The 22,463-nt window shown below is 54.0% G+C and carries 23 protein-coding genes and 1 other annotated feature; of the genes, 5 read left to right on the forward strand and 18 right to left on the reverse strand.

Annotated elements, in window-relative coordinates; all coding sequences use genetic code 11:
- Positions 1–91 precede the first annotated feature (91 nt).
- Together gndA and wzzB are read left to right on the forward strand one after the other, a co-directional pair.
- Positions 92–1,501, forward strand: coding sequence for an NADP-dependent phosphogluconate dehydrogenase (gene gndA / locus PanJK_RS20035; protein ID WP_256696837.1), 1,410 nt, complete (start codon positions 92–94; stop codon positions 1,499–1,501).
- A 71-nt stretch (positions 1,502–1,572) separates the two neighbouring features.
- A complete protein-coding gene (gene wzzB / locus PanJK_RS20040) occupies positions 1,573–2,583 on the forward strand; it encodes an LPS O-antigen chain length determinant protein WzzB (protein ID WP_265302382.1) in 1,011 nt (336 codons plus the stop codon).
- A 30-nt stretch (positions 2,584–2,613) separates the two neighbouring features.
- Here wzzB and PanJK_RS20045 read toward each other — a convergent pair whose 3' ends face one another.
- The 14 genes from PanJK_RS20045 to hisL all read right to left on the reverse strand — a co-directional run bounded on the left by PanJK_RS20045 (position 2,614) and on the right by hisL (position 14,172).
- Positions 2,614–3,729: a succinylglutamate desuccinylase/aspartoacylase family protein gene (locus PanJK_RS20045; protein WP_265302384.1), complete on the reverse strand. Its 1,116-nt coding sequence runs from the start codon at positions 3,727–3,729 to the stop codon at positions 2,614–2,616.
- Between the two features lie 112 nt (positions 3,730–3,841).
- Entirely contained in the window at positions 3,842–4,639 is a 798-nt protein-coding gene (locus tag PanJK_RS20050) for an ABC transporter substrate-binding protein (RefSeq protein ID WP_265302386.1), read from the reverse strand.
- A 66-nt stretch (positions 4,640–4,705) separates the two neighbouring features.
- Positions 4,706–5,182 carry a YbaK/prolyl-tRNA synthetase associated domain-containing protein gene (locus PanJK_RS20055; RefSeq protein WP_265302388.1) on the reverse strand — a complete coding sequence of 159 codons (477 nt, stop codon included), beginning with the start codon at positions 5,180–5,182 and terminating at the stop codon, positions 4,706–4,708.
- Positions 5,169–5,504, reverse strand: a complete 336-nt coding sequence (locus PanJK_RS20060) for a helix-turn-helix domain-containing protein (protein ID WP_256696832.1) — start codon at positions 5,502–5,504, stop codon at positions 5,169–5,171. The genes PanJK_RS20055 and PanJK_RS20060 overlap by 14 nt, the downstream gene beginning before the upstream one ends.
- Positions 5,501–6,817, reverse strand: coding sequence for a type II toxin-antitoxin system HipA family toxin (locus PanJK_RS20065; RefSeq protein WP_265302391.1), 1,317 nt, complete (start codon positions 6,815–6,817; stop codon positions 5,501–5,503). Before PanJK_RS20065 ends, PanJK_RS20060 begins: the two co-directional genes overlap by 4 nt.
- 118 nt (positions 6,818–6,935) lie before the next feature.
- Positions 6,936–7,547: a bifunctional phosphoribosyl-AMP cyclohydrolase/phosphoribosyl-ATP diphosphatase HisIE gene (hisIE, locus tag PanJK_RS20070; protein WP_265302393.1), complete on the reverse strand. Its 612-nt coding sequence runs from the start codon at positions 7,545–7,547 to the stop codon at positions 6,936–6,938.
- Complete coding sequence (gene hisF / locus PanJK_RS20075) at positions 7,541–8,317, reverse strand: imidazole glycerol phosphate synthase subunit HisF (RefSeq protein WP_192233420.1); 777 nt, start codon at positions 8,315–8,317, stop codon at positions 7,541–7,543. The genes hisIE and hisF overlap by 7 nt, the downstream gene beginning before the upstream one ends.
- Positions 8,299–9,036 carry a 1-(5-phosphoribosyl)-5-[(5-phosphoribosylamino)methylideneamino]imidazole-4-carboxamide isomerase gene (hisA, locus tag PanJK_RS20080; RefSeq protein WP_265302396.1) on the reverse strand — a complete coding sequence of 246 codons (738 nt, stop codon included), beginning with the start codon at positions 9,034–9,036 and terminating at the stop codon, positions 8,299–8,301. The genes hisF and hisA overlap by 19 nt, the downstream gene beginning before the upstream one ends.
- On the reverse strand, positions 9,036–9,626 hold the full coding sequence (hisH, locus tag PanJK_RS20085) for an imidazole glycerol phosphate synthase subunit HisH (RefSeq protein WP_008104825.1): 591 nt from the start codon (positions 9,624–9,626) through the stop codon (positions 9,036–9,038). Before hisH ends, hisA begins: the two co-directional genes overlap by 1 nt.
- Entirely contained in the window at positions 9,626–10,693 is a 1,068-nt protein-coding gene (gene hisB / locus PanJK_RS20090) for a bifunctional histidinol-phosphatase/imidazoleglycerol-phosphate dehydratase HisB (RefSeq protein WP_265302399.1), read from the reverse strand. The genes hisH and hisB overlap by 1 nt, the downstream gene beginning before the upstream one ends.
- On the reverse strand, positions 10,690–11,766 hold the full coding sequence (gene hisC, locus PanJK_RS20095) for a histidinol-phosphate transaminase (protein WP_265302401.1): 1,077 nt from the start codon (positions 11,764–11,766) through the stop codon (positions 10,690–10,692). The genes hisB and hisC overlap by 4 nt, the downstream gene beginning before the upstream one ends.
- Positions 11,763–13,070 carry a histidinol dehydrogenase gene (hisD, locus tag PanJK_RS20100; protein WP_265302403.1) on the reverse strand — a complete coding sequence of 436 codons (1,308 nt, stop codon included), beginning with the start codon at positions 13,068–13,070 and terminating at the stop codon, positions 11,763–11,765. Before hisD ends, hisC begins: the two co-directional genes overlap by 4 nt.
- Before the next feature lie 4 nt (positions 13,071–13,074).
- Complete coding sequence (gene hisG, locus PanJK_RS20105; protein ID WP_008104821.1) at positions 13,075–13,974, reverse strand: ATP phosphoribosyltransferase; 900 nt, start codon at positions 13,972–13,974, stop codon at positions 13,075–13,077.
- Positions 13,975–14,027: 53 nt separating this feature from the next.
- Positions 14,028–14,149, reverse strand: a sequence feature (His leader region).
- Complete coding sequence (gene hisL / locus PanJK_RS20110; protein WP_100396937.1) at positions 14,125–14,172, reverse strand: his operon leader peptide; 48 nt, start codon at positions 14,170–14,172, stop codon at positions 14,125–14,127. Its footprint overlaps the feature before it by 25 nt.
- Positions 14,173–14,348: 176 nt before the next feature.
- Between hisL and PanJK_RS20115 the strand changes: the two genes are divergently transcribed.
- Positions 14,349–15,176 carry an SDR family oxidoreductase gene (locus PanJK_RS20115; RefSeq protein WP_265302406.1) on the forward strand — a complete coding sequence of 276 codons (828 nt, stop codon included), beginning with the start codon at positions 14,349–14,351 and terminating at the stop codon, positions 15,174–15,176.
- Positions 15,177–15,278: 102 nt separating this feature from the next.
- Here PanJK_RS20115 and PanJK_RS20120 read toward each other — a convergent pair whose 3' ends face one another.
- The 3 genes from PanJK_RS20120 to puuD are packed head-to-tail and all read right to left on the reverse strand — an operon-like array spanning position 15,279 to position 17,899.
- A complete protein-coding gene (locus PanJK_RS20120; RefSeq protein ID WP_265302409.1) occupies positions 15,279–16,556 on the reverse strand; it encodes an NAD(P)/FAD-dependent oxidoreductase in 1,278 nt (425 codons plus the stop codon).
- Positions 16,557–16,580: 24 nt separating this feature from the next.
- On the reverse strand, positions 16,581–17,138 hold the full coding sequence (gene puuR, locus PanJK_RS20125; protein ID WP_008104818.1) for an HTH-type transcriptional regulator PuuR: 558 nt from the start codon (positions 17,136–17,138) through the stop codon (positions 16,581–16,583).
- Positions 17,135–17,899, reverse strand: a complete 765-nt coding sequence (puuD, locus tag PanJK_RS20130; RefSeq protein WP_265302412.1) for a gamma-glutamyl-gamma-aminobutyrate hydrolase — start codon at positions 17,897–17,899, stop codon at positions 17,135–17,137. The genes puuR and puuD overlap by 4 nt, the downstream gene beginning before the upstream one ends.
- Before the next feature lie 213 nt (positions 17,900–18,112).
- Between puuD and PanJK_RS20135 the strand changes: the two genes are divergently transcribed.
- Together PanJK_RS20135 and PanJK_RS20140 are read left to right on the forward strand one after the other, a co-directional pair.
- Positions 18,113–19,528: a glutamine synthetase family protein gene (locus tag PanJK_RS20135; RefSeq protein ID WP_414858956.1), complete on the forward strand. Its 1,416-nt coding sequence runs from the start codon at positions 18,113–18,115 to the stop codon at positions 19,526–19,528.
- A gap of 372 nt (positions 19,529–19,900) precedes the next feature.
- Positions 19,901–21,259 (forward strand): APC family permease, encoded by a 1,359-nt coding sequence (locus PanJK_RS20140; RefSeq protein WP_256696823.1) that lies wholly within the window; start codon positions 19,901–19,903, stop codon positions 21,257–21,259.
- Between the two features lie 184 nt (positions 21,260–21,443).
- Here the strand turns inward: PanJK_RS20140 and ygbI are convergent, their stop codons facing one another.
- Positions 21,444–22,205: a DNA-binding transcriptional repressor YgbI gene (gene ygbI / locus PanJK_RS20145; protein WP_061717696.1), complete on the reverse strand. Its 762-nt coding sequence runs from the start codon at positions 22,203–22,205 to the stop codon at positions 21,444–21,446.
- Positions 22,206–22,463 lie beyond the last annotated feature (258 nt).

Here is a 22,463-nt window from a genome sequence, read left to right on the forward strand (position 1 = left end):
GCTATCCAGTGTCATCTTTAGTGAGTTAACATCGAAGTACTTTTGTGCTGCAAAATGATTGCGCAGCGAACACATCTGACAGGAGTATGTAATGTCCAAGCAACAAATCGGCGTTGTAGGTATGGCGGTAATGGGCCGCAATCTAGCTCTGAACATCGAAAGCCGTGGCTACACGGTATCCATCTTCAACCGCTCGCGTGAGAAGACCGATGAAGTGATTGCTGAGAATTCAGGTAAGAAACTGGCTCCTTTTTACACTGTAGAAGAGTTCGTTGAATCGCTTGAAAAGCCTCGTCGTATCCTGCTGATGGTGCAAGCGGGTGAAGCCACAGACAAAACCATCGCTTCACTGACTCCTCATCTCGACAAAGGCGACATCCTTATCGACGGTGGCAACACCTTCTATAAAGATACTATTCGTCGAAATAAAGAACTTTCGGATCAAGGCTTCAACTTTATCGGTACGGGTGTTTCCGGTGGCGAAGAGGGCGCATTGAAAGGCCCATCAATCATGCCTGGCGGCCAGAAAGAAGCGTATGAGTTGGTTGCTCCAATTCTCGATAAGATTGCTGCGCGTGCTGAAGATGGCGAGGCTTGTGTTGCTTACATCGGTCCTAATGGTGCTGGTCACTATGTGAAGATGGTTCACAACGGCATTGAATATGGTGACATGCAATTGATCGCAGAAGCCTATGCATTGCTGAAAGGCGCGCTGGGTTTGAACAACGAAGAGTTGGCTAAAACTTTCACCGATTGGAATAACGGCGAGCTAAGCAGCTATCTGATCGATATCACCAAAGATATCTTCACCAAGAAAGATGAAGATGGTAAATACCTTGTTGATGTGATTCTTGATGAAGCAGCAAATAAAGGAACCGGTAAGTGGACTAGCCAAAGTTCATTAGATCTTGGTGAGCCATTGTCTCTTATTACCGAATCTGTTTTCGCTCGTTACCTCTCCTCACTCAAGTCTCAACGTGTTGCTGCATCTAAGGTGCTTAGTGGTCCACAAGCGCAAGCTTTCACTGGCGACAAAGCTGAGTTCGTTGAGAAAGTGCGTCGTGCTCTTTACTTGGGTAAAATCGTTTCTTACGCGCAGGGCTTCTCACAGTTGCGTGCAGCATCAGAAGAAAACGAGTGGGATCTGCATTACGGCGAAATCGCTAAGATTTTCCGTGCCGGTTGCATTATTCGTGCTCAATTCCTGCAGAAAATCACTGATGCTTATGCAAGCAATGCTGATATTGCTAACTTGCTGTTGGATCCTTACTTCAAGAATATTGCCGATGAATATCAGCAGGCGCTGCGTGATGTCGTCTCCTATGCGATTCAGAATGGTATTCCAACGCCGACTTTCTCTGCTGCGATCGCTTACTATGACAGCTATCGTTCAGAAGTATTGCCTGCTAACCTGATTCAGGCTCAGCGTGACTATTTTGGTGCGCATACTTATAAACGCATTGATAAAGAAGGTGTGTTCCACACCGAGTGGTTGGATTAATATTATTTAACACCTCTCAGTTGTGAGAGGTGTTTTTTCATTAGGTTTTTGTTTTGTGAGTCATTTTATATATGAAAGACAGTGAAAATTCCAATTCAGAAAGTTCAAATTTTCAGCAGGTTTCTTACAATAATGATAATGAAGTTGATCTGGTTGATATAATAGTACAACTCTGGAAAGGTAAAGTTACTATAGTGGTAACGGTTATAATTACTTTGGCGTTGAGTCTCGTTTATTTAAACATTGTAAAGGAAAAGTGGACGTCAAAAGCCATAGTTACTCTTCCTGCTGCCGGTCAGGTTGCTAATTATAACGCGACGTTAAGTACGTTATATGCGCAAAACCCACAAGATAAACCTTCGATTACTGACTTGCAAAATCAAATGTTCATTCGTTTTAGTGCATCAATGAATGCATTGTCAGGTTCCCTTGCTAATCAAGAGAAACCAACAACCTTACGCATTGAACAGGTAAATAAAGGAAGTAATGATTCTCTTGCTATCTCTTTTGTTGCTGAAAGCGGAAAGCAAGCGCAGGAAACCCTTTCAAAATATATCGCAGAAGTTAATAAAGATGTTGTTGATGACTTTGGTTCTGATATCAAAAAGAATCTAGGTGTTAAAGCCAAGGAGTTGTCAAATATACTTGATGCTCATAAACAAATTGCCATTAATAAAAAACAGCATCGTATTGACGTGATTAACCAAGCATTAAAAGTAGCAATGCAGTCGGGTTTAACCAAATCACAGTTAAAAGAAGCATCATACCTCTCCGACGACACTTTGTATCTTTTAGGAAGCGATGCATTAAATGCTATGATCGCCAATGAAGCAACAAAACCATTAGACTATGATGATGATTATTACACTGCACAACGTGCGCTACTCTCAGTAACTCATGTCCAGATTCAGACAGATAATTTGCAATCTTTCCGTTATATTGCAAAAGCGGATCTACCATTTAGAAGAGATAGCCCTAAGAAAACATTAACTGTATTGTTAGCGTTAATTTTAGGCGGTGTATTAGGCTCTTCAATTGTAATTGGTCGTAACGTTGTAGCTAATTATCGCAATCGACACTAATTTTAGAACCGGCCTTTTAGGCCGGTTATTTTATCCCACCAGCAACTCTCCCCGTCTCCCCGCATTCTCCCCAGCCAACCGCACCACCAACATCCCAGCCGTCACAAACCTGGTCAAATTCCTCGCATACAACACGCCACCAAACTCAGCCACCAGCGGCATCACCTGGTCAGTAATCGGGTCAACAACCTCAGCTACCACTTCCCCAGCCTTAATCCACTCGCCCAAATTACGTCGGTAAAACACCAATCCAGATTGCGCTGCATGAATATACTCACATCCCGCCAGCGCCGTCGCCGGATGAATCAGGGCAGGGGACTCACCCACTTCACCGGCAATATATCCGCCCTCAATCAGTGCATTGATAATCGCGTCAGCATCTTTCTCCGCCAGCTCTGGCGATACATCCGCCACACCGCGAAGTTCCAGCGTCACCGGCAGCAAGCCGCGCGGCATGGGATACTCATCGCCAAAGCGCTCTGCCAGCGTCAGCCACGGCTCACAGCAAGCCTCATCAAAAGGTTCGCCGCCCGAAATCTGCGCCAGCAACTGCACTTCACTACCTAACCAACGCGCGAGTGGTTCAATATCCGGCCATGCGTGCGGCGTAGTGTACAGATGCGGCAGCGCATCCCAGTCGCAATGCAGATCAATCATTAAATCCGCCTGGCTGGCCATACGCATCAGCGTAAAGCGCTGAGCATCAAGTTCAGTACGGGCAATACGCTCACGGTAATGACGATCAATCGCTTCACGAATTAGACGCTTATTTTCGTATTCACTCTGCGTCAGTGAACCTGTAAGCTCTTCAACCAAGGCTTCACCCAATGCAGGGAAGCGGCGGTTGAAATCTTGTCCTGAGAGCGTATGGAAACGCCCGAGATGGCTACCATGCCAATGCTGTCCCATGGCTAAAGGATTCGCCACCGGCACCAATGTGATTTTGGATTTGAGTTGTCCGGCAGATTCCAGCGCCAGCAGTTTATGTTTCAAATACCACGCCACCGCCATTCCCGGCAGCTCATCGCCGTGCAGCGCAGCCTGAATGTAGACGCGTTGTTGTGAATCCGTGCCGAAGTGGAAGCTGACAATTTCGCGTTGCGTGCCCAGCGAGGCGCTTAATAGAGGATGATGTTGTTGTTGCATAACGCTATCGATGTCCTTTATTCATGGCACGCTTTCAGCGACGCCAGATGCATTTTCTGATGGAATTATAGTGCTGAGTGCAAAAAGGGCGGCAAAAAAGCCGCCCAAAAGATTACTGCTGGATGGAAATGTCAGTCGCGAAGTATTGTTTCTGAATCTTATCGAAAGTGCCGTTCTTCTTAAGCTCGGCAAACGCGTTATCCAGCGCGGTTTTCAGTTCGGTGTCGCCTTTACGCAGACCAATCGCAGTGCCTGGACCGATAATCGGATCCTGCACAATCGGGCCAGCCAGCTCGAAATCTTTGCCCTGCGGATGTTTCAGGAAACCATTTGCAGCCTGGGCAGCATCGGTAAACACCACATCAAGACGGCCCGAAATCAAATCACTCTCAACCTGTGCCTGATCGCCATAAGGTACAACCTGCACGCCATGCGGCTGCCATTTTGCCAACGCATAACGCTCCTGCACGGTGCCTTGCTCAACGCCCACGGTTTTGCCTTTCAGCGATTCAGCGGTTGGCAGCAGGCCAGAACCTTTACGCGCAATCAGCTGGGTATGGGTGTCGTAGAGCGGCACGGTGAAATCAATCTGCTTCAGACGTTCTTCAGTGATGCCCATATCAGAGAGGATGGCGTCGAACTTACGTGCTTTTAGCGCCGGGATCATGCCATCGAACTGGCTTTCCACCCACACACATTTGGCCTGCATCTGCTCACACAGAGCATTGCCGAGATCGATATCAAAACCGATCAGTTTGCCCTGTGGCGTTTTGGATTCGAAAGGAGGATAGGTAGGATCAACCGCGAAACGCACTTGATCAATTTTTGCCTGCGCGCTAAACGCGCAACCTGCCAGCACAGCCAGCGCCAGCGTCTGACGCAGGCGGGCGGTTAAACGAGAAATTGCCATAATATCGGTCTTCTTTTGGTGTGATGTTGAGTTAAGAAGAGTACCGCTCAGGACAGGGCAAGGCAATTAGAGGATTATTTTCATCACGTTACCATTATGCAGCGTCTGGTAATCCGCAACATTTAGCACCACTGATTGCTCCAGCAATCCGGCATTGAAGGCGATTTCGTCATAGCGTTCGAACAGCAGCGGATCGACCACCAGCTGTAAATCCGGATGAAAGCTAAACGGGGGAATAGCGCCGAACACGCAGCCGGTCAGCGCATCCACTTCTGCCGGTGAGGCCAATGAAGCACGTCGACCACCAACCGCTGCTGCCAATTTGCTGAGATCCGCTTGTTGATCGGCAGGCAACACTGCCAGCACATGTTGCTTGATGCCATTACCTTTCACATGACACACCAGCGCCTTCGCGCCTTGCCCAACTTCAGTTCCGCGAATCGCCGCCACCGCTTCACACTTGCCCGTCGCTTCATGCTCCATCACGCGATAGCGCGCCTGATGCTGGTCGAGCAGCGCTATCAGTTTTTCATGTGTGGTCATGGCCTTCTCCGTGTTGGGTGAGTTGAGTAAGAAGTGCCTGCATCATATGCGTTTGACGTGGCAGCAAGCCGAGTTTTAAACCCAATGGCTTAAAAGCGCGATTTAGCATGGTCAAGGTGACGCTCTCTTTGTCCCGCTCAATATCGGAGAGCGTACGGCGGCTAATCCCTGCCAGCGTCGCATAACGCTCCTGAGAGAAACCCAGCACTTTTTTACGCAGTTGCATCAGCAACGTGCCCTGACTGAATTTCTCTTCAAGAAACTGCTGCAGCAGCTCTAGTAATAAGGCTTCGCGCTCAAATGGCGACATGTTTTTTTTCATAATTGCCATCCCGCGATGCGTTCATCCAGATAGTTAAAGCCGATGCCCGGCATTTCCAGTATTGATGGTGGTACGCCACGTGCAGCAAGCCGTGCTTTCAAACCCTTCAGATTATTCGCTAGTCCGCTGAGTTGCAGAAGAAGAACATCTGCAGAAACCAGGTCATTAAGTTGCTGAGCAATGAGGTGCCATTGATAATGGCCACCTTCCTCATACGGCGATCCCCATTGTGTGGTGCGTACGACGCCTTCCGGGTCGGCTTTCATTGGGGCAAAATCATAAACAGGCGCCAGCCACATGCCGTCTATTTTCTTCAAGATAGCGCTATTGCGGCCATGATTATCAGAATTACCAAAGGCGATATTCAGCATGTCGCGTTTCACCCATTCAATGACCAATTCTGCTTTTTGCTCGGTATCCAGTGGCAGCGTACGCACCAAACAACGTATCACCTCAAAATGGTTGAGATAGCTGCCCGGTGCTTTTTGCATCATTGAGTAAACGGATTCCAGTCCATACAGCGCTTTTTTACCTTTGATAAACGCCATATCAAAACGCGGCAACCAAAGGGAAGGGTAGCGCTCGCCTTCGCACAGCAGCATCTGCTTTGTATCGATGGTCTCTACGCCAAGAGCAGATAGCTCATGGTAAAAATGGTATTCCGCTCGCAGAATGTCGCAATCAATTGGCGTGCGTGCGCCACGAGGATATTTGACCAGATAAGGTGTGTCTTGATTCACCTGATCATCTTGCCAGGTATCGATCCACACTTCGCTGTTGCTATTACGACGCAACAATAATTTTGGTGCTTCACCGCCTGCGCCCGTTGCACCACCGCTGGCCGCGCCCATTTGCTGCGCGTACTCAAGAAAGTCGGTATCACGTTCGATCGCCCATTCGGCGGGAAAACGACGACTTTTGAGTTGGCTATCTGGCGGCAGCTGCGGCAGTGACTCTTTTATTCTCAGGTTACCAACAGGCGCGATGGTTCCAGCCTTCAGTAGCATGTAATCTTGCTCGTTAGCAGGTTTGCCTTGCAGACCTAACTGCGTAATCCAGTAACGCCTGCTGGCACCGGCGGGAATGATGTCATCAAGAAAACCAAACCAGGGTTTAGCAAAATGGCTGCCGATCAGCATTACGGGATAGTTAATGCTGCAGCTGGCAATATCGTTGCGGTCTAAATGATCAACGGCATAGTTGAAGTCGTAGGCAAGCAGGGCTTCGCCATCGCGGCCTTTGAGCGGCTCTTTGAAATCGAGCACTGCGGCATCATGCCAGCATCCATCTAGATAAATCTGCAGAGTAAGCATGGTAAACCTTATTTGAGCAGCATATTGCTCAATTCTAGTTCGTTTTGCTTCCCTTGAGAAGGATGCTGCTCAAATTTCGCTTCATCAGCCAATTTTGAGCAGCATGTTGCGCAATCTGCTATTTATGACGCGCGCGCAGATTATTGATGATGGTGCTCAAATCCAGCTCCTGATCCTGCAGCAGCACCATCAGGTGATACAGCAAATCAGACGCTTCATTGGTCAACTCGTAACGATCATTAACCGTTGCTGCCAAAGCGGTTTCTACGCCTTCTTCACCCACTTTCTGCGCGATACGCTTGGTGCCGCTGGCGTAAAGCTTCGCGGTATACGAACTCTCAGGATCGGCGCTTTTGCGCGAAGCCAGCAGTTGCTCGAGCTGATAGAGGAACGTCCAGTCTGGCGCAGCCGGTGAGAAGCAGCTGGAAGTGCCGAGATGGCAGGTTGGGCCAATCGGATTGGCCAGCACCAGCAAGGTATCGTTATCGCAATCCGGCGTGATGCTTGCCACTTGCAGGAAGTGGCCCGAGGTTTCGCCTTTGGTCCATAAACGATTTTTAGTGCGTGAGAAGAAGGTGACATTGCCCTCGCTGAGGGTTTTTTGCAGCGCTTCTTCGTTCATATAACCGTGCATCATCACTTCGCCGGAAACGTTGTGCTGGACGATAACGGGCATCATGCCCGCAGTTTTGACCCAATCCAGCCTGGCCAGTTGTTCTGCAGTTAACACGCGCGAATCTCCACACCGTTGTCGATCAGGAAGTTTTTCAACTCGCCGATATTGATAATTTGTTTGTGAAACACCGAAGCCGCCAGCGCACCATCCACGTTCGCCTGCTCAAAGGCTTCAAGGAAGTGCGGCATGGTGCCTGCGCCGCCGGAGGCGATCAGCGGCACTTTGCATACATCGCGCACTTTCTTCAGCTGCACCAGATCGTAGCCATTCCGCACGCCATCCTGGTTCATCATGTTGAGGACGATTTCACCCGCGCCCAGCTTCTGCACTTCCTGCACCCAATCCAGGGTTTCCCACGTGGTCACTTTGGTGCGCGCTTCGTCGCCGGTGTACTGATTGACGTGATATTTGCCGCTCACTTCGTCAAACCAGGTATCGATGCCCACCACGATGCACTGCACGCCAAAGCGATCGGCCAGACGCGTAATCAGCGTCGGGTCGGCTAAGGCCGGCGAGTTTATCGAAATCTTGTCGGCACCAAACTGCAGAATGCGCGCCGCGTCTTCTTCGCTCTTAATGCCGCCCGCCACGCAGAAAGGAATGTCGATCACTTCTGCCACGCGTGACACCCAGCTTTTGTCCACCACGCGGCCATCGGATGAGGCGGTGATATCGTAGAACACCAGCTCGTCCGCGCCTTCCTGCGCATAGCGCTGCGCCAGCGGCACGATGTCGCCGATGATTTCGTGGTTACGGAACTGAACGCCTTTCACCACTTGCCCGTCACGCACATCGAGACAAGGAATTATCCGTTTTGCCAGCATGCAATCGCCTCCGCCACCGTGAATTTATCTTCCAGTAAAGCGCGGCCAACGATCACGCCCTGCGCGCCGCTGCCGCGTAACGCCGCGATGTCATCCAGCGAACCGATGCCGCCCGACGACTGGAAAGCGATGTCCGGGAAGGCCGCAGACACTTCTTTATACAGCGCGACGTTGGAGCCGCTTAGCGTACCGTCACGCGAAATATCGGTGCACAGCACATGCTTGAGGCCAACCGGCTGATACCAGCCAATCACCTCTTCCAGCGTTACGCCCGCCGCTTCCTGCCAGCCGCTGATCGCCACTTCTTTACGGTTGTTGGCATCAATGCGCACATCCAACGCCAGCACGATGGCGTCCGCGCCAAACTCGCTGAACCAGCTTTTGACTTCTTCCGGCTGCTTCACCGCGGTGGAACCGACCACCACGCGCGTAGCGCCCGCTGCCAGCAGCGCCGCCACGTCATCGCGATTACGGATGCCGCCGCCCACCTGCACCGGTACGTTCACGCCGCGCAATAAGGTGGTAAGCAGCGGAATCTGGCGCTTGGCGGGATCTTTCGCGCCGGTCAAATCCACCAGATGCAGCACTTCAGCGCCCTGGCGCTGGTAATCCTGTAAGCGCGGCAGCGGATCGCTACCGTAATCGCGCTGCTGGCCGTAATCGCCCTGATGCAGGCGCACCACTTTGCCGTCGATTAAATCTAATGCGGGGATAATCATCACATCTCCAGGAAATTTTTCAGCAACTGCGCGCCTGCTTTGCCCGAACGCTCCGGGTGGAACTGCACGCCGAAGAAGTTATCTTTCTGCAAGGCGGCAGTGAACGGATGACCGTAATCGCACTGCGCGATGGTGGCCGCATTCACCGGCATAGCGTAGCTGTGCACGAAGTAGAAGTAGCTGCCATCGGGAATGTCGCGGAACAGATGATGGCCCGCTTTAGCGGTGATCTGGTTCCAGCCCATGTGCGGCAGCGGTAAATCCTGCGTGTCCATCAGCGTGACCGGCTCATCAACCAGACCCAGCGTGGTGACGCCGCCATTCTCATCGCTCCCGCGACCGAGCAGCTGCATGCCAAGGCAAATGCCGAGCACCGGCTGGGTGCAGGCTTTGATCAGATCGATGAGATCGCGCTCCTGCAGCTGGTTCATCGCCGCCTGTGCGGTACCCACGCCGGGCAGCAGCAGCTTGTCGGCATGCAGCACCACATCCGGGTCGCGGCTCACCTGCGGCGTGTAGCCGAGGCGCTCAATCGCCCACTTCACCGACGACAGGTTGGCGCAGCCGGTATCGAGGATCACCACGTTCATCACAGCACTCCTTTCGAGCTCGGCAAGGTGTTGCCTTCCACGCGAATCGCCTGGCGCAGCGTGCGGCCAAAGGCTTTGAACAGGCTCTCCACGCGATGGTGATCGTTGCGGCCTTTGGTTTTCAGGTGCAGCGTGCTCATCATGGCGTAGGAGAGCGAACTGAAGAAGTGCTCGACCATCTCGGTGCTGAGATCGCCGACGCGCTGGTAGCTGAACTCGGCTTTGAATTCGATGTGCGGACGGCCGGAGATGTCCAGCGCGCAGCGCGCGAGGCACTCATCCATTGGCAACACGAAGCCAAAACGACCGATGCCACGTTTGTCGCCCAGCGCTTTCAGCAGCGCTTCGCCGAGCGCCAGACCGGTATCTTCCACGGTGTGGTGATCGTCGATGTACAGATCGCCTTTCACATCGATGTTCATGCGGAAACCGCCGTGCACCGCAATCTGGTCCAGCATGTGATCAAAGAAGCCGACGCCGGTGTTAATTTTGCTGCCGCCTTCACGATCCAGCCACACTTCGACTTTAATCTGCGTCTCTTTGGTGTTGCGCTGCACCAGCGCATAGCGGTCGCGCTTGGTCAGGCGCGCCTGAATCGCATCCCAATCTTCGCCTTCCGCGCCGTAACGCAGGCCCTGAATGCCCATATTCTGCGCCAGCTGAATATCGGTGAGACGATCGCCAATCACGTAACTGTTAGCGGTATCGAGCGCACCAGCAGCCAGCCAGGCTTCAACCATTTTGGTCTTCGGCTTGCGGCAATCGCAGTTATCTTCCGGCATATGCGGGCAGATCAGGATGTCGCTGAAATTCACGCCTTGTGAGCTGAGAATCTGCATCATCAGGTTGTGCGGGCCGTCGAAATCGGCCTGCGGGAAGCTCGCGGTGCCGAGGCCATCCTGATTGGTGATCATCACCAACTGAAAACCCGCTTCCTGCAACGCCAGCAGCGCCGGAATGGCGTTCTTCTCAAACGCCAGCTTCTCCATGCGATCCACCTGATAATCACTTGGTGGTTCAGAGATGATGGTGCCGTCGCGGTCGATAAAAAGGATCTTCTGACTCATGCTTGCTCCACTGATAAGGCTTGCAGCGCGGCGATCAGGCGCTCGCACTCTTTACGGGTGCCGATTGAGATGCGCAGGCATCCCGCAAGGCCGGGGTTTTTGTTTTGGTCGCGCAGAATAATGCCTTGATCCCAAAGCATTTTAAACACTTTTGGCGAATCAGTGAAGCGCGCCAGAATGTAGTTGGTTTCGCTTGGGAACACCTGTTGCACCACGCTAATCTGCGGCAACTGTTCAAACAGCCAGGCACGATTGGCGTTCAACTCGGCAACGTGCTGACGCATCAGCGCAATACCTTTCTCGCTCAGCGCTTGTCCGGCCACATCCGCCACCGGCGTGGCGAGCGGATAGGGTGCAATCACCTTCATCAGCAGATCGATCACCGGCTTGTTCGCCAGGGTGAAGCCGCAACGCAATCCGGCCAAGGCAAAGGCTTTGGACAGCGTGCGCAGAATCACTAAGTGCGGATACTCCTGCAGCCAGCCCGCCAGCGTCGCTTCCGGGCAGAACTCGATATAGGCTTCATCGGCCACCACCAGCGCTTTACCGGCGGTCATTTCCAGCAGCTCGCGAATGTCATCGGGATTGATCAGGTTGCCGGTCGGATTGTTTGGACTGCACATATAGACGACTTTTACGCCGTCGAGCTGGTCGGCAATCGCCGGCAGATTTAGCTGCCAGTCATCGAGTGCCGCCACGGTACGGTATTCGATGCCGATGGTTTCGGCGCTGACGCTGTACATGCCGTAGGTTGGCGGGCAGAACAGAATCGCATCTTTGCCCGGCTCGCAGAAGGCGCGCATCAGCAGTTCGATACCTTCATCCGCGCCGCGACTGACCAGAACCTGCTCCGGCGTCAAACCGGCGTAAGCGGCGTAACGCTCAATAACAATTTTCGGCTGGCATTCCGGATAGCGGTTCAGCGTCTGCTGCGACAGCTCAAACGGTACCGGCAGCGGGAATTCGTTGGCGTTCAGCCACACATCACCGTTACCACCCAGACGACGCGCCGATTGATACGGCGTCAGCGCTCGCACATTGGCGCGCGCTAACTCTTCAATATTCAGGCTCATGCTTGCTCCTTCAGCGCGGCAACACGCAGGGTAACGGCATTTTTGTGGGCTTCCAGCTGCTCGGCGGCGGCCAGCGTTTCAATCGTAGCGGCAAGATTGAGGAAGCCTTGCGGCGTCAGCTCTTGCACCGTCATACGTTTCTGGAAATCGGCCAGGCCAAGGCTGGAACAGGTGGCGGTGTAACCGTAGGTCGGCAGCACGTGGTTAGTGCCAGACGCGTAATCGCCCGCTGATTCCGGTGACCAGTCGCCAAGGAATACCGAACCGGCGCTGGTAATGCTATCCACCAGATCGCGCGGTTGACGCGTCTGAATGATCAGGTGCTCCGGGCCGTAGAGGTTGGAGATCTCGATGCACTGATCCAAATCGCGCAGCACAATCAGGCGGCTGCTCTCTAACGCCTGACGTGCGGTAGCGGCACGCGGCAGCTGCGCCAGTTGCTCTTCAACCGCTTGCGCCACGCCTTCGGCCAGTTGCAGCGACGGCGTCAGCAGAATCACCTGTGAATCCGGGCCGTGTTCCGCCTGCGACAGCAGATCCGAAGCGACGAACGCTGGCGTAGCACCTTCATCGGCAATCACCAGCACTTCGGATGGACCGGCCGGCATATCGATCGCCGCACCATCTAAACGCTGGCTCACCTGACGTTTGGCTTCGGTTACATAAGCGTTGCCTGGGCCAAAAATCTTGTCCACTTTCGGCACGGTTTCAGTGCCGAAGGCGAGGGCGGCGATCGCTTGCGAGCCGCCAACCTGAAACACCTCTTTCACGCCGCACAGCTGCGCGGCGTAAAGAATTTCATCGGCAATTGGCGGTGGCGAGCACAGCACCACGCGGCCGCAACCGGCGATGCGTGCTGGTGTCGCCAGCATCAACACGGTTGAAAACAGCGGGGCGGAACCGCCAGGAATGTACAAACCCACCGATTTAACCGGACGGGTAATCTGCTGGCAGCGCACGCCCGGCTGGGTTTCCACATCCACTTCCGCCAGAATCTGCGCGTTGTGGAAGGTCTCGATATTGCCCACAGCCACCGCCATCGCCTGCTTCAGCGTGTCGCTCAGACGATCGCTGGCGGCTTGCATCTCTTCGGCGGTGATGCGCAGGTTATCCACCTGCGCTTTGTCGAAGCGCGCGCTAAATTCACGCAGCGCCGCATCGCCACTCTCTTTCACTTGTACCAACACGTCACGCACGATCTGGCTGATACTTTCTGAAGCCGAAATCGCCGGACGCATCAGCAGCGCTTGCTGCTGCTCTGCGCTGCATTGCTGCCAATCAATGGGTGTCATCAGAGTGCTCATCGTGTTACTCCAACATTTTTTCGATTGGCAGCACGAGGATCGAGCTGGCACCCAGCGACTTCAGTTTTTCCATGGTTTCCCAGAACAGCGTTTCGCTGCTGACCATGTGCATTGCCACGCGGCTGACATCACCGGCCAGCGGCAGCACGGTTGGACGCTCCGCGCCCGGCAGCAGCGCAATCACTTCATCCAGACGCTCGCTTGGCGCGTGCAGCATGATGTACTTGGATTCACGCGCTTTAATCACGCCCTGAATACGCGTCATCATTTTGTCGACCAGCTCTTGCTTGGCGGCCGGCAGTTCGCCGTCGCGCTGAATCAGCACCGCTTTAGAACGGTAGATCACTTCGACTTCGCGCAGACCGTTAGCTTCCAGCGTGGCGCCGGTTGAAACCAGGTCACAAATCGCATCGGCCAGGCCAGCGCGTGGTGCAACTTCAACAGAACCGTTCAGCAGACAGGATTTGAAGGCGACGCCTTGTTTATCGAGGTATTTCTTCAGCAGGTGTGGATAAGATGTGGCGATGCGGGCGTTATTCAGGCATTGCGGGCCGGTGTACTCTTCATCAACCGGCATTGCCAGCGACAGGCGACAACCGCCGAAATCCAGACGACGCAGCGTGAAGTAACGCGGATCTTCGCCCTGAGCACGACGGTTCAGCAGCTCCTCTTCCAGCACGTTTTCACCGACGATACCGAGATCGACGACGCCATCCATCACCAGGCCAGGAATATCGTCATCGCGCACACGCAGGATGTCGATCGGCATGTTCTCCGCAAACGCAATCAGACGCTGTTGCTGAAGGTTGATTTTGATACCGCAGCGTGCCAGCAGTTCACGAGATTCATCACTTAAACGGCCAGATTTCTGCATAGCTATGCGAATACGGGTGTTATCTAACATGGTTCCTGTCCTCTTATTCAATCCTGTCTGAACGTGTTGGTTTGCGTTCGCCCATAAAAAAACCCCCGGAAGATGATCTTCCGGGGGCTCTCTTTGCGTTCGCACCACTGGAAGATCCTAATCGTCTCCCAGCACACATCGCCTGAAAGACTAGTCAGGATGATGGTGATGATGGTGGTTGAACTGAACGCGTGTCATAGTAAATTCCGTTGCTGAATGAGTATTCATTTGCGTGCTGAATAACCTAACGAAGATGGTGACAATTGGCAACCCTTTTTTAACCGTCAATTTCCGGAATCTCCCGAAACAGTTTGCGCTGGTTTGGCACATCTGGCCGCACTAAGATGAAGTGTGAGCCCATAGCAGGAGTCGATATGAAAAAGGTCGCGATTGTAGGTCTGGGATGGCTGGGGATGCCGCTGGCGATGGCGCTAACGGCACGCGGCTGGCAAGTCACCGGCAGTAAAACCTCGCCGGATGGCGTAGACGCCGCACGCCGCTGTGGCATCGAAGCCTTCCAACTGGTGCTGACGCCCGAGCTGGAGTGTGAAGCCGAAGAGTTAGATACGCTGATGTCCGTCGATGCGCTGGTGGTGACCTTGCCCGCCAGTCGCACGGTAAAAGGCGGTGAAGATTACATGCAGGCGGTGCAGAACGTGGTGGACACCGCGCTAGCGAAGAAAGTGCCGCGCATCATTTTCACCAGTTCTTCGTCGGTGTACGGCAGTAGAGAAGGGGTAATGAAAGAGACCAGCCCGCTGCAGCCGGAAACTATAGCGGGCAAAACGCTGGTGGAGCTGGAGAACTGGCTGTACGATCTGCCCGGCACCAGCGTGGATATTGTGCGCCTCGCCGGATTAGTAGGACCGAATCGTCATCCAGGTCGTTTCCTCGCGGGCAAAACCGGACTGGAAAATGGCGGTCATGCGGTCAATCTGGTGCATCTCGATGATGTGGTTGACGCGATTGTCCTCCTGCTGCAAACCCCGAAAGGCGGGCATATTTACAATCTGTGTGCATCGAAACACCCGTCGCGCGACAGCTTTTATCCCAGCGTGTCGAAGCAGCTGGGGCTGGAGCCGCCGACGTTTGTGGCGGAGCCGGAGCGTTCTAACGGGAAGGTGATTGATGGCTCGAAAATCGCTAATGAGCTGGGGTTTGAGTACACCTATGATGACCCGATGAAAATGCCGCTGGAGTGATTTTCCCCTCACCCTAACCCTCTCCCGCAAGCGGGCGAGGGAATGTTTTGCTCCCTCTCCCTGTGGGAGAGGGCTGGGGTCAGGGCATCAGCACGCAGCAGATCAAACCCCAAACCGATCCCTCAGCGCATACCAAGCCGCTCCCATCGCGGTGAGCGGCACCTTAAACCGTCTCCCACCTGGAAACGGCAGATGTGGCAATTTCGCGAACGCATCAAATCTCTCCGCATGCCCACGCAACACTTCAGCAATCAACTTCCCCGAAAGATGCGTACAGGTCACGCCATGCCCGCTGTCGCCCTGCATAAAGAACGCATTCTTCTCAACCTGGCCAAACTGCGGCATGCGCGACAGCGTAAGCAGGAAATTGCCGCTCCAGCGGTGGCTGATTTTGATATCCCGCAATTGCGGAAAGGTGCGCAGTAGCTTGGGACGAATCAGCGCTTCAATGTCATCCGGCTCGCGCGCGCCATACACCACGCCGCCGCCGTAGAGCAGGCGGTTATCGGCGGTGAGGCGGAAATAATCCAGAAGGTAGTTACAATCTTCAACGCAGTAATTGTTCGGCAGCAAACCCAGCGCCTGATCGCGCGTTAAAGGTTCGGTGGTGACGATCTGCGAGCCGCACGGCATGCTTTTGCGCGTCAGGCGCGGTTCAAGCTGCGACGGCAAATAGGCGTTGCCGGCAAAAATCACGAAGGTGGCGCTGACTTCGCCCTTAGCGGTTTTTATGCGATGCGGTGCGCCGTATTTCACTTCAATCGCCGCTGACTGCTCATAAATGCGTCCGCCGTGACGGCGAATCGCTTCGGCTTCACCCAGCGCCAGATTAAGCGGATGCAGATGGCCGCCGCGTTTATCCAGCAAGCCACCGACGTAGCGATCGGTCGCCACTTCGCGCCGAATGCCACGTTCGTCGAGCAATTCCAAATCGTGATTACCGTAGCGCGCCCACAGTGCTTTTTGGCTGCGCAGATGGCCCATTTGCCGCTGATTCAGTGCGGCGAAAATGCCGCCAGGACGATAGTCGCAGGCGATGGCATATCGGTCGATGCGATCGCGAATGATCTCCGCGCCTTCAAACATCATGCTGCCGAGCATTTGTGCAGTTTGCTTGCCGTAGCGCTGCTCAATCACATCCACGTCACGGCTGTAGGAGTTGACGACCTGGCCGCCATTGCGGCCGCTGGCGCCAAAGCCGATTTTCGCCGCTTCAAGCAGCACCACGTCGTAACCTGCTTCGGTGAGAAACAGCGCGGACGAAAGTCCGGTAAATCCGCCGCCGATAATGCAAACATCGCATTGAACTGATTCTTGCAGCTCCGGCCACGGCTCATGCGCGTTGGCGGTAGCGGCGTAATAACTTCCCACATGTTGCATTACATCCTCCTTAAGCGCGAAACCTTAGAAATTGGCGGGCGTATGCGCGCTAACAATGCGACACGGCTGATCTGAGGTATTGGTAAAACTGTGCGGCAAGCCGGTATCAATTACATAGCTTTCACCGCGATAGAGATGGTAACTCTGGCCATTCACCACCAACGTGATTTCACCCTCCAGCACCGTGCCGGTTTCCTCACCCGGATGGCGTAACTTCTCGCCGGTGCTGGCGCCGGGTTCATAACGCTCCAGCAGCATCGCCAGCGCGCGTCGCGCGGCACCGTTATCGATCAGCATCAGCGATACGCCAAGGCTGCCGATCTCCACGCACTCTTCCGGGCGCACAATCACGCGCGGCGTGGCATTGATTTTGGGTTCGGAGAAAAACTCCGACAGCGATAACCCGTAAACTTTCAGCAGCTTTTGTAAGGTGCTGACGGCCGGGCTCACTTTGTCCTGTTCGATGGTGCTAATGGCACTGTGCGTTAAACCTGATAACTCAGCGACGCGACGCTGAGACAATCCCAACTCCTGCCGGATCTGCGATAAGCGACGTCCGGGTGCCAGAGTGGCATCATTCATGGCTGTTTTTCCTTGTGATAACAGACAGCGGCGTGGATAAAGGCCGTAAACAAACGGCGCGAGATCGGATCGCGGTCGGAATGCCACTCCGGATGCCATTGCACCGCAAGGGCGAAAGGGTGCTTTGGCAAACTAACGGCTTCAATCAGTCCGTCGGGTGCGCGCGCTTCCACGCGCAGCAGCGGGCCGGTTTCGCGAATGCCTTGTCCGTGCAGCGAATTGACCGCAAAGGGTTCGGCGCTGCCCAGCAGTTGGCTCAGCACGCCATCCACTTCTGGCAGCACGTCATGCACCGGCGCATATTGCTCATCCAGCGACAGCGCATCGTTTTCGCGGTGTTCCTTGAATAGATTCGTCATATGCAGCTGGCGATGCAGCGCACCGCCGTTGGCCACCACCAGCTCCTGCAGGCCACGACAGATGCCGAACATCGGCATCTTTTTACCGATCGCATGTGTGATAAGCCCGAAGGCGAGGCGATCGCGCGCCGGATCGGCATGCGCTTCTTTACCGTCTTCGCCGTAATGCCAGGGTTCGATGTTGCTGGGGCTGCCGGTCAGCAAAATGCCATCCAGCACGGTCATACTGTTTTCTAATAGATGAGGCGCCTGCATCAGTTGATGCGGCAATGGCAGCGGCACGCCACCGGCGAGCACGATAGCGTCGAGATATTTGTTGTGAACCGTTTGCCCCGGATGGTTGCCGATTAAGTTCTGGCACATCACTACGCCAATCAAGGGCTTGTCAAAAATAATGCCCATAACGTCTCCGCGTTGCTGTTCAATATTTTCGCCGGAAATGCGCGGCTGGCCTGTAAAGTGTGCAATATTTTGTCAATCTAGCAACCGATCGTTCATTCCTCAAACAGATTTGTTACATTTGCACACTTTTTGCGTTAGAGCTATGTTAGAGGAGTGGCTGTTATTTTGAGCATTACGCGCACCAATATTAAACGGTAAAGGGCGGGTGGGATCATGACGAACCTCGTAGAAGTAGAAGACTTCACACGACACAGTGAAGAGAAACGAACAAGCGCGTTCCAGCTGGAGGTCAAAACCTGGCTGGAACGCCATCCTGAAACGCAATATGTCGATATTCTTCTTAATGATTTAAATGGGGTATTTCGCGGTAAACGCATTCCCATCTCCGCATTGGCAAAACTGGAAAAAGGGTGTTACTTCCCGGCCTCCGTTTTCGCGATGGATATTCTCGGTAATACCGTCGAAGACGCCGGACTTGGTCAGTCACTGGGCGAACCCGACCACCTCTGCATGCCGGTTCCCGGAACCTTAATTCCTTCTGCCGCCGATCCCTCGCATATCGCCCAGCTGTTGCTGACCATGTGTAACCAAGATGGCACTCCCTTTGACGTTGAACCCCGTAATGTCCTCAATCGGCTGTGGCAACAGCTGCGCAATCGAGGATTGTTCCCGGTGGTAGCGGTAGAGCTGGAGTTCTATCTGGTGGATAAAAAGCGCGATGCCGAAGGTTTTATTCAGCCGCCGTGTTCGCCGGGCAGTGATGAACGCAATATGCAGAGCCAGGTCTATTCGGTGGATAATCTCGATCACTTCGCCGACGTGCTGCGGGATATCGACCATTTAGCCAAGCTGCAAGGCATTCCCGCCGATGGCGCACTAGCGGAAGCTTCGCCCGGTCAGTTCGAAATTAATCTTCATCATACGCGCGACGTGCTGAAAGCCTGCGACCACGCCATTCAGCTGAAACGGCTGGTGCGTCAGGTGGCGGAAAATCACGGCATGACCGCCACATTCATGGCTAAACCTTACGAAGAGTACGCGGGCAGCGGCATGCATGTGCACATCAGCATGCTGGATGCCGCCGATCACAACGCCTTCGCACTGGATGACGGTAGCGATTCGCCGCTGATGAAACGTGCGCTGGCGGGCATGATCGATCTGATGCCAGCCTCAATGGCGCTGCTGGCGCCGAACGTGAACGCCTATCGTCGCTTTCTGCCGGAAGCTTATGTGCCATTACAGGCATCGTGGGGACATAACAACCGCACGGTGGCGTTGCGCGTGCCTTGTGGCGATGCGGATAACCATCGCATTGAGTATCGCGTGGCTGGCGCGGATGCAAATCCCTATCTGGTGGTGTCAACTATTCTTGCCGGTATTTTGCACGGTCTGGATAATCAGCTACCCTTACCGCATCCGGTGCAGGGCAATGGACATGAAGCAGAAGGGCTGGCATTACCGATTCGGCAGAGCGATGCGCTGTATGAATTCGAGAATAGCTACCCGCTGCAGAAGCTGTTGGGCGAGCGTTTCAGCGGGGTGTGGCACAGCTGCAAACAGTATGAATTGATGCAGTTTGAGCGCTTAATCACCTCAACAGAAATCGACTGGATGCTGAAGAACGCCTGACGCAGGAAGATTTGATCTAACGTCTTGTGCCGATGGCATAAGTTGGGGCAAAATACGCGCCCTGCAAAATGAGAAACATAACCGACGCTTATCCCGTCGGTTATTTTTTTGCATGATGTACTCACTGACTTTCAAACGAGGCCGGACACGCATCCGGATAGATAGATACTGACAAACACGCTTGTGCGTGAGATTTGAGGAAAACAAAGATGGGACTGTTTAACATTGCACCAGCGCAGGCTGGTTCTCGCTTCCGTGATGACTACGGCGCCGCGACAATCGCAAACTCTTATATCACTTCTCACTGCAGCAAATTGCGCAGTAGCCCTGTAGCCCAACCGATCGCGGTTGTCGTCTGCGGGGGCCTGAACAATGTCGCTTAACACCTCTGCCGCACCTCAGCGTGCACACCTGAAAAAATCCCTGACCTTGATCCCGGTTGTCATGATGGGCCTGGCGTATATGCAGCCAATGACCCTGTTTGATACCTTCGGTATCGTGTCTGGATTGACCGACGGCCACGTCGCAACCGCTTATGCTTTCGCCCTGATCGCGATTCTGTTTACTGCCGTGAGCTACGGCAAGCTGGTACGCCGCTTCCCATCTGCGGGCTCCGCTTACACCTATGCTCAGAAGGCAATCAGTCCGCACGTCGGCTTTATGGTGGGCTGGTCATCACTGCTGGACTACTTGTTCATGCCGATGATCAACATCCTGCTGGCGAAAAGCTACTTTGAGACGCTGGTACCGGGCATTCCGTCGTGGATTTTCGTGGTGCTGCTGGTGGCCTTTATGACCATCTCTAACCTGCGTGGAATCAAAACCGTTGCCAACTTCAACAGCGTGATCGTGGTGCTGCAAGTGGTGGTGATGGTAGTGATCACCGGCATGGTGATTTACGGTGTGGCACACGGTGTTGGCGCAGGAACCTTGACCAGCAGCAAACCGTTCTGGTCTGAGAACGCACATGTGGTACCGATGATTACCGGTGCGACCATTCTTTGCTTCTCGTTCCTCGGCTTTGACGGTATCAGTTCGCTGTCAGAAGAGACCAAAGATGCTGAACGCACTATCCCGCGCGCGATTTTCCTCACCGCGCTGATTGGTGGTGTGATCTTTATCGGTGTCTCATACTTCCTGCAGCTGTACTTCCCGGACATTTCACGCTTCACCAATCCGGACTCTTCACAGCCAGAGATCATGCTGTTCGTGGCGGGTAAAGCGCTGCAGATTGGCATTCTGATCTTCTCGGTGGTGACGGTGCTGGCATCCGGTATGGCGGCGCACGCAGGCGTTTCGCGTCTGATGTACGTGATGGGCCGTGATGGCGTATTCCCACAGCGTTTCTTTGGCTTTATTCACCCGACTTACCGCACGCCGTCACTGAACGTGCTGCTGGTAGGCGGTGTGGCGCTGCTGGCAATCAACTTCGACCTGGTCACCGCAACTGCGCTGATTAACTTCGGTGCGCTGGTCGCATTCACCTTTGTGAACCTGTCGGTGATTGCGCAGTTCTGGATCCGTGAGAAGCGTAACAAGACGCTGAAAGATCACCTCAACTATCTGGTGCTGCCGGTGATGGGTGCCCTGACAGTCGGTGCGTTGTGGATTAATCTGGAAGAGACCTCAATGGTGCTCGGCCTGGTGTGGGCAGCGATTGGTATTATTTACCTCGCGTTTGTTACCCGCACCTTCCGCAACCCGGTTCCGCAGTTCAGCGAAGAAGTGTGATTTGATCGACGTCGCTGTCCCCCATCCCGGCCTTCCCCCGCAAGCGGGGGAAGGAGACGCTGCCACATGCAACGCCTGATCTAGCATATAGCAGCATCTTCCTCCCCCATTTATGGGGGAGGACCGAGGAGGGGGACAGCGAGCACAGACCGAGGAGGGGGACAGCGTGCACAGTCATAAAAACTCAACTCGCCAACACCAACTCCCAACTCCCCGCACTCAACGCTTCGCGTCCCGCTTTACTCAACTCCGCATCCGTAATCAACGTATCAAAGCGCTCCAGCGGCAATGCCAGATGCGTCGCAATCTTGTTGTACTTCGAACTGTCGCTTAGCAATACGCGCTTACTACTGACATCGCTCGCCGCCTGCTTGACCGGCACTTTATCCTCATCCGGCGTATACAGTCCGCGCGGGCCCCAGCAGGACGCGGAGATAAATGCGATATCGATCGCCAGCTGGCGCAAACTACGTGCAGCGGCTTCACCGACGCTGGAACGGTTCTCACGACACACCGTGCCGCCGGTGTGAATCAGTTTGCAGCCGCTGCTCTCCATCAGCAGGCGCGCAATCACGAAATCATTGGTCACCACCAGCAAGTCATCACGCTCTACTAACTCACGCGCCAGCGCCAGTGTGGTGGTGCCGGCATCGAGATAGATGCAGCTATTGCGCGGAATATGACGTGCGGCATACTGACCAATCGCCATCTTCTCGCCGCTGTACATATTGGTTTTCGCCAGATGCGACGGCTCCGCCGCCAGGCGATCCGCCGAGCGCACGCCGCCCGAAACAGACAATACTGCACCTTGCTCTTCCAGCTTCTGCACATCGCGACGAATCGTCATATGCGACACACCCAACCGCTCAGTCAGCTCGGCAATGCTGACCACGCCGCGTTCGCCAACCAGCGCTAAAATTTGTTGATGACGTTCAACCGGAATCACATTGCTCTCCCTGAATTATCATTTTTTCACATTGTAGATCATCGATTCACAGCTCGCAGCACAATTTATCTTCCCGATATGTAAGCAGAAATCCCGTATCAGCTGGGTGCGGCGCGCTAAACTCCGCCTGTGAATCCCTGTTAAGCGTTGCGCGGTGAAGTTAATTTTTGTGAGATAACGCACGTTTATTCGCCACTGACTGCGGCAGACTTAACACCAATGAACAAATTATCACTTAAATTAACAATGGAGGTTTGC

The sequence above is a fragment of the Pantoea sp. JK genome (genome assembly GCF_026130245.1).
Classification (GTDB): Bacteria; Pseudomonadota; Gammaproteobacteria; order Enterobacterales; family Enterobacteriaceae; genus Pantoea; species Pantoea trifolii.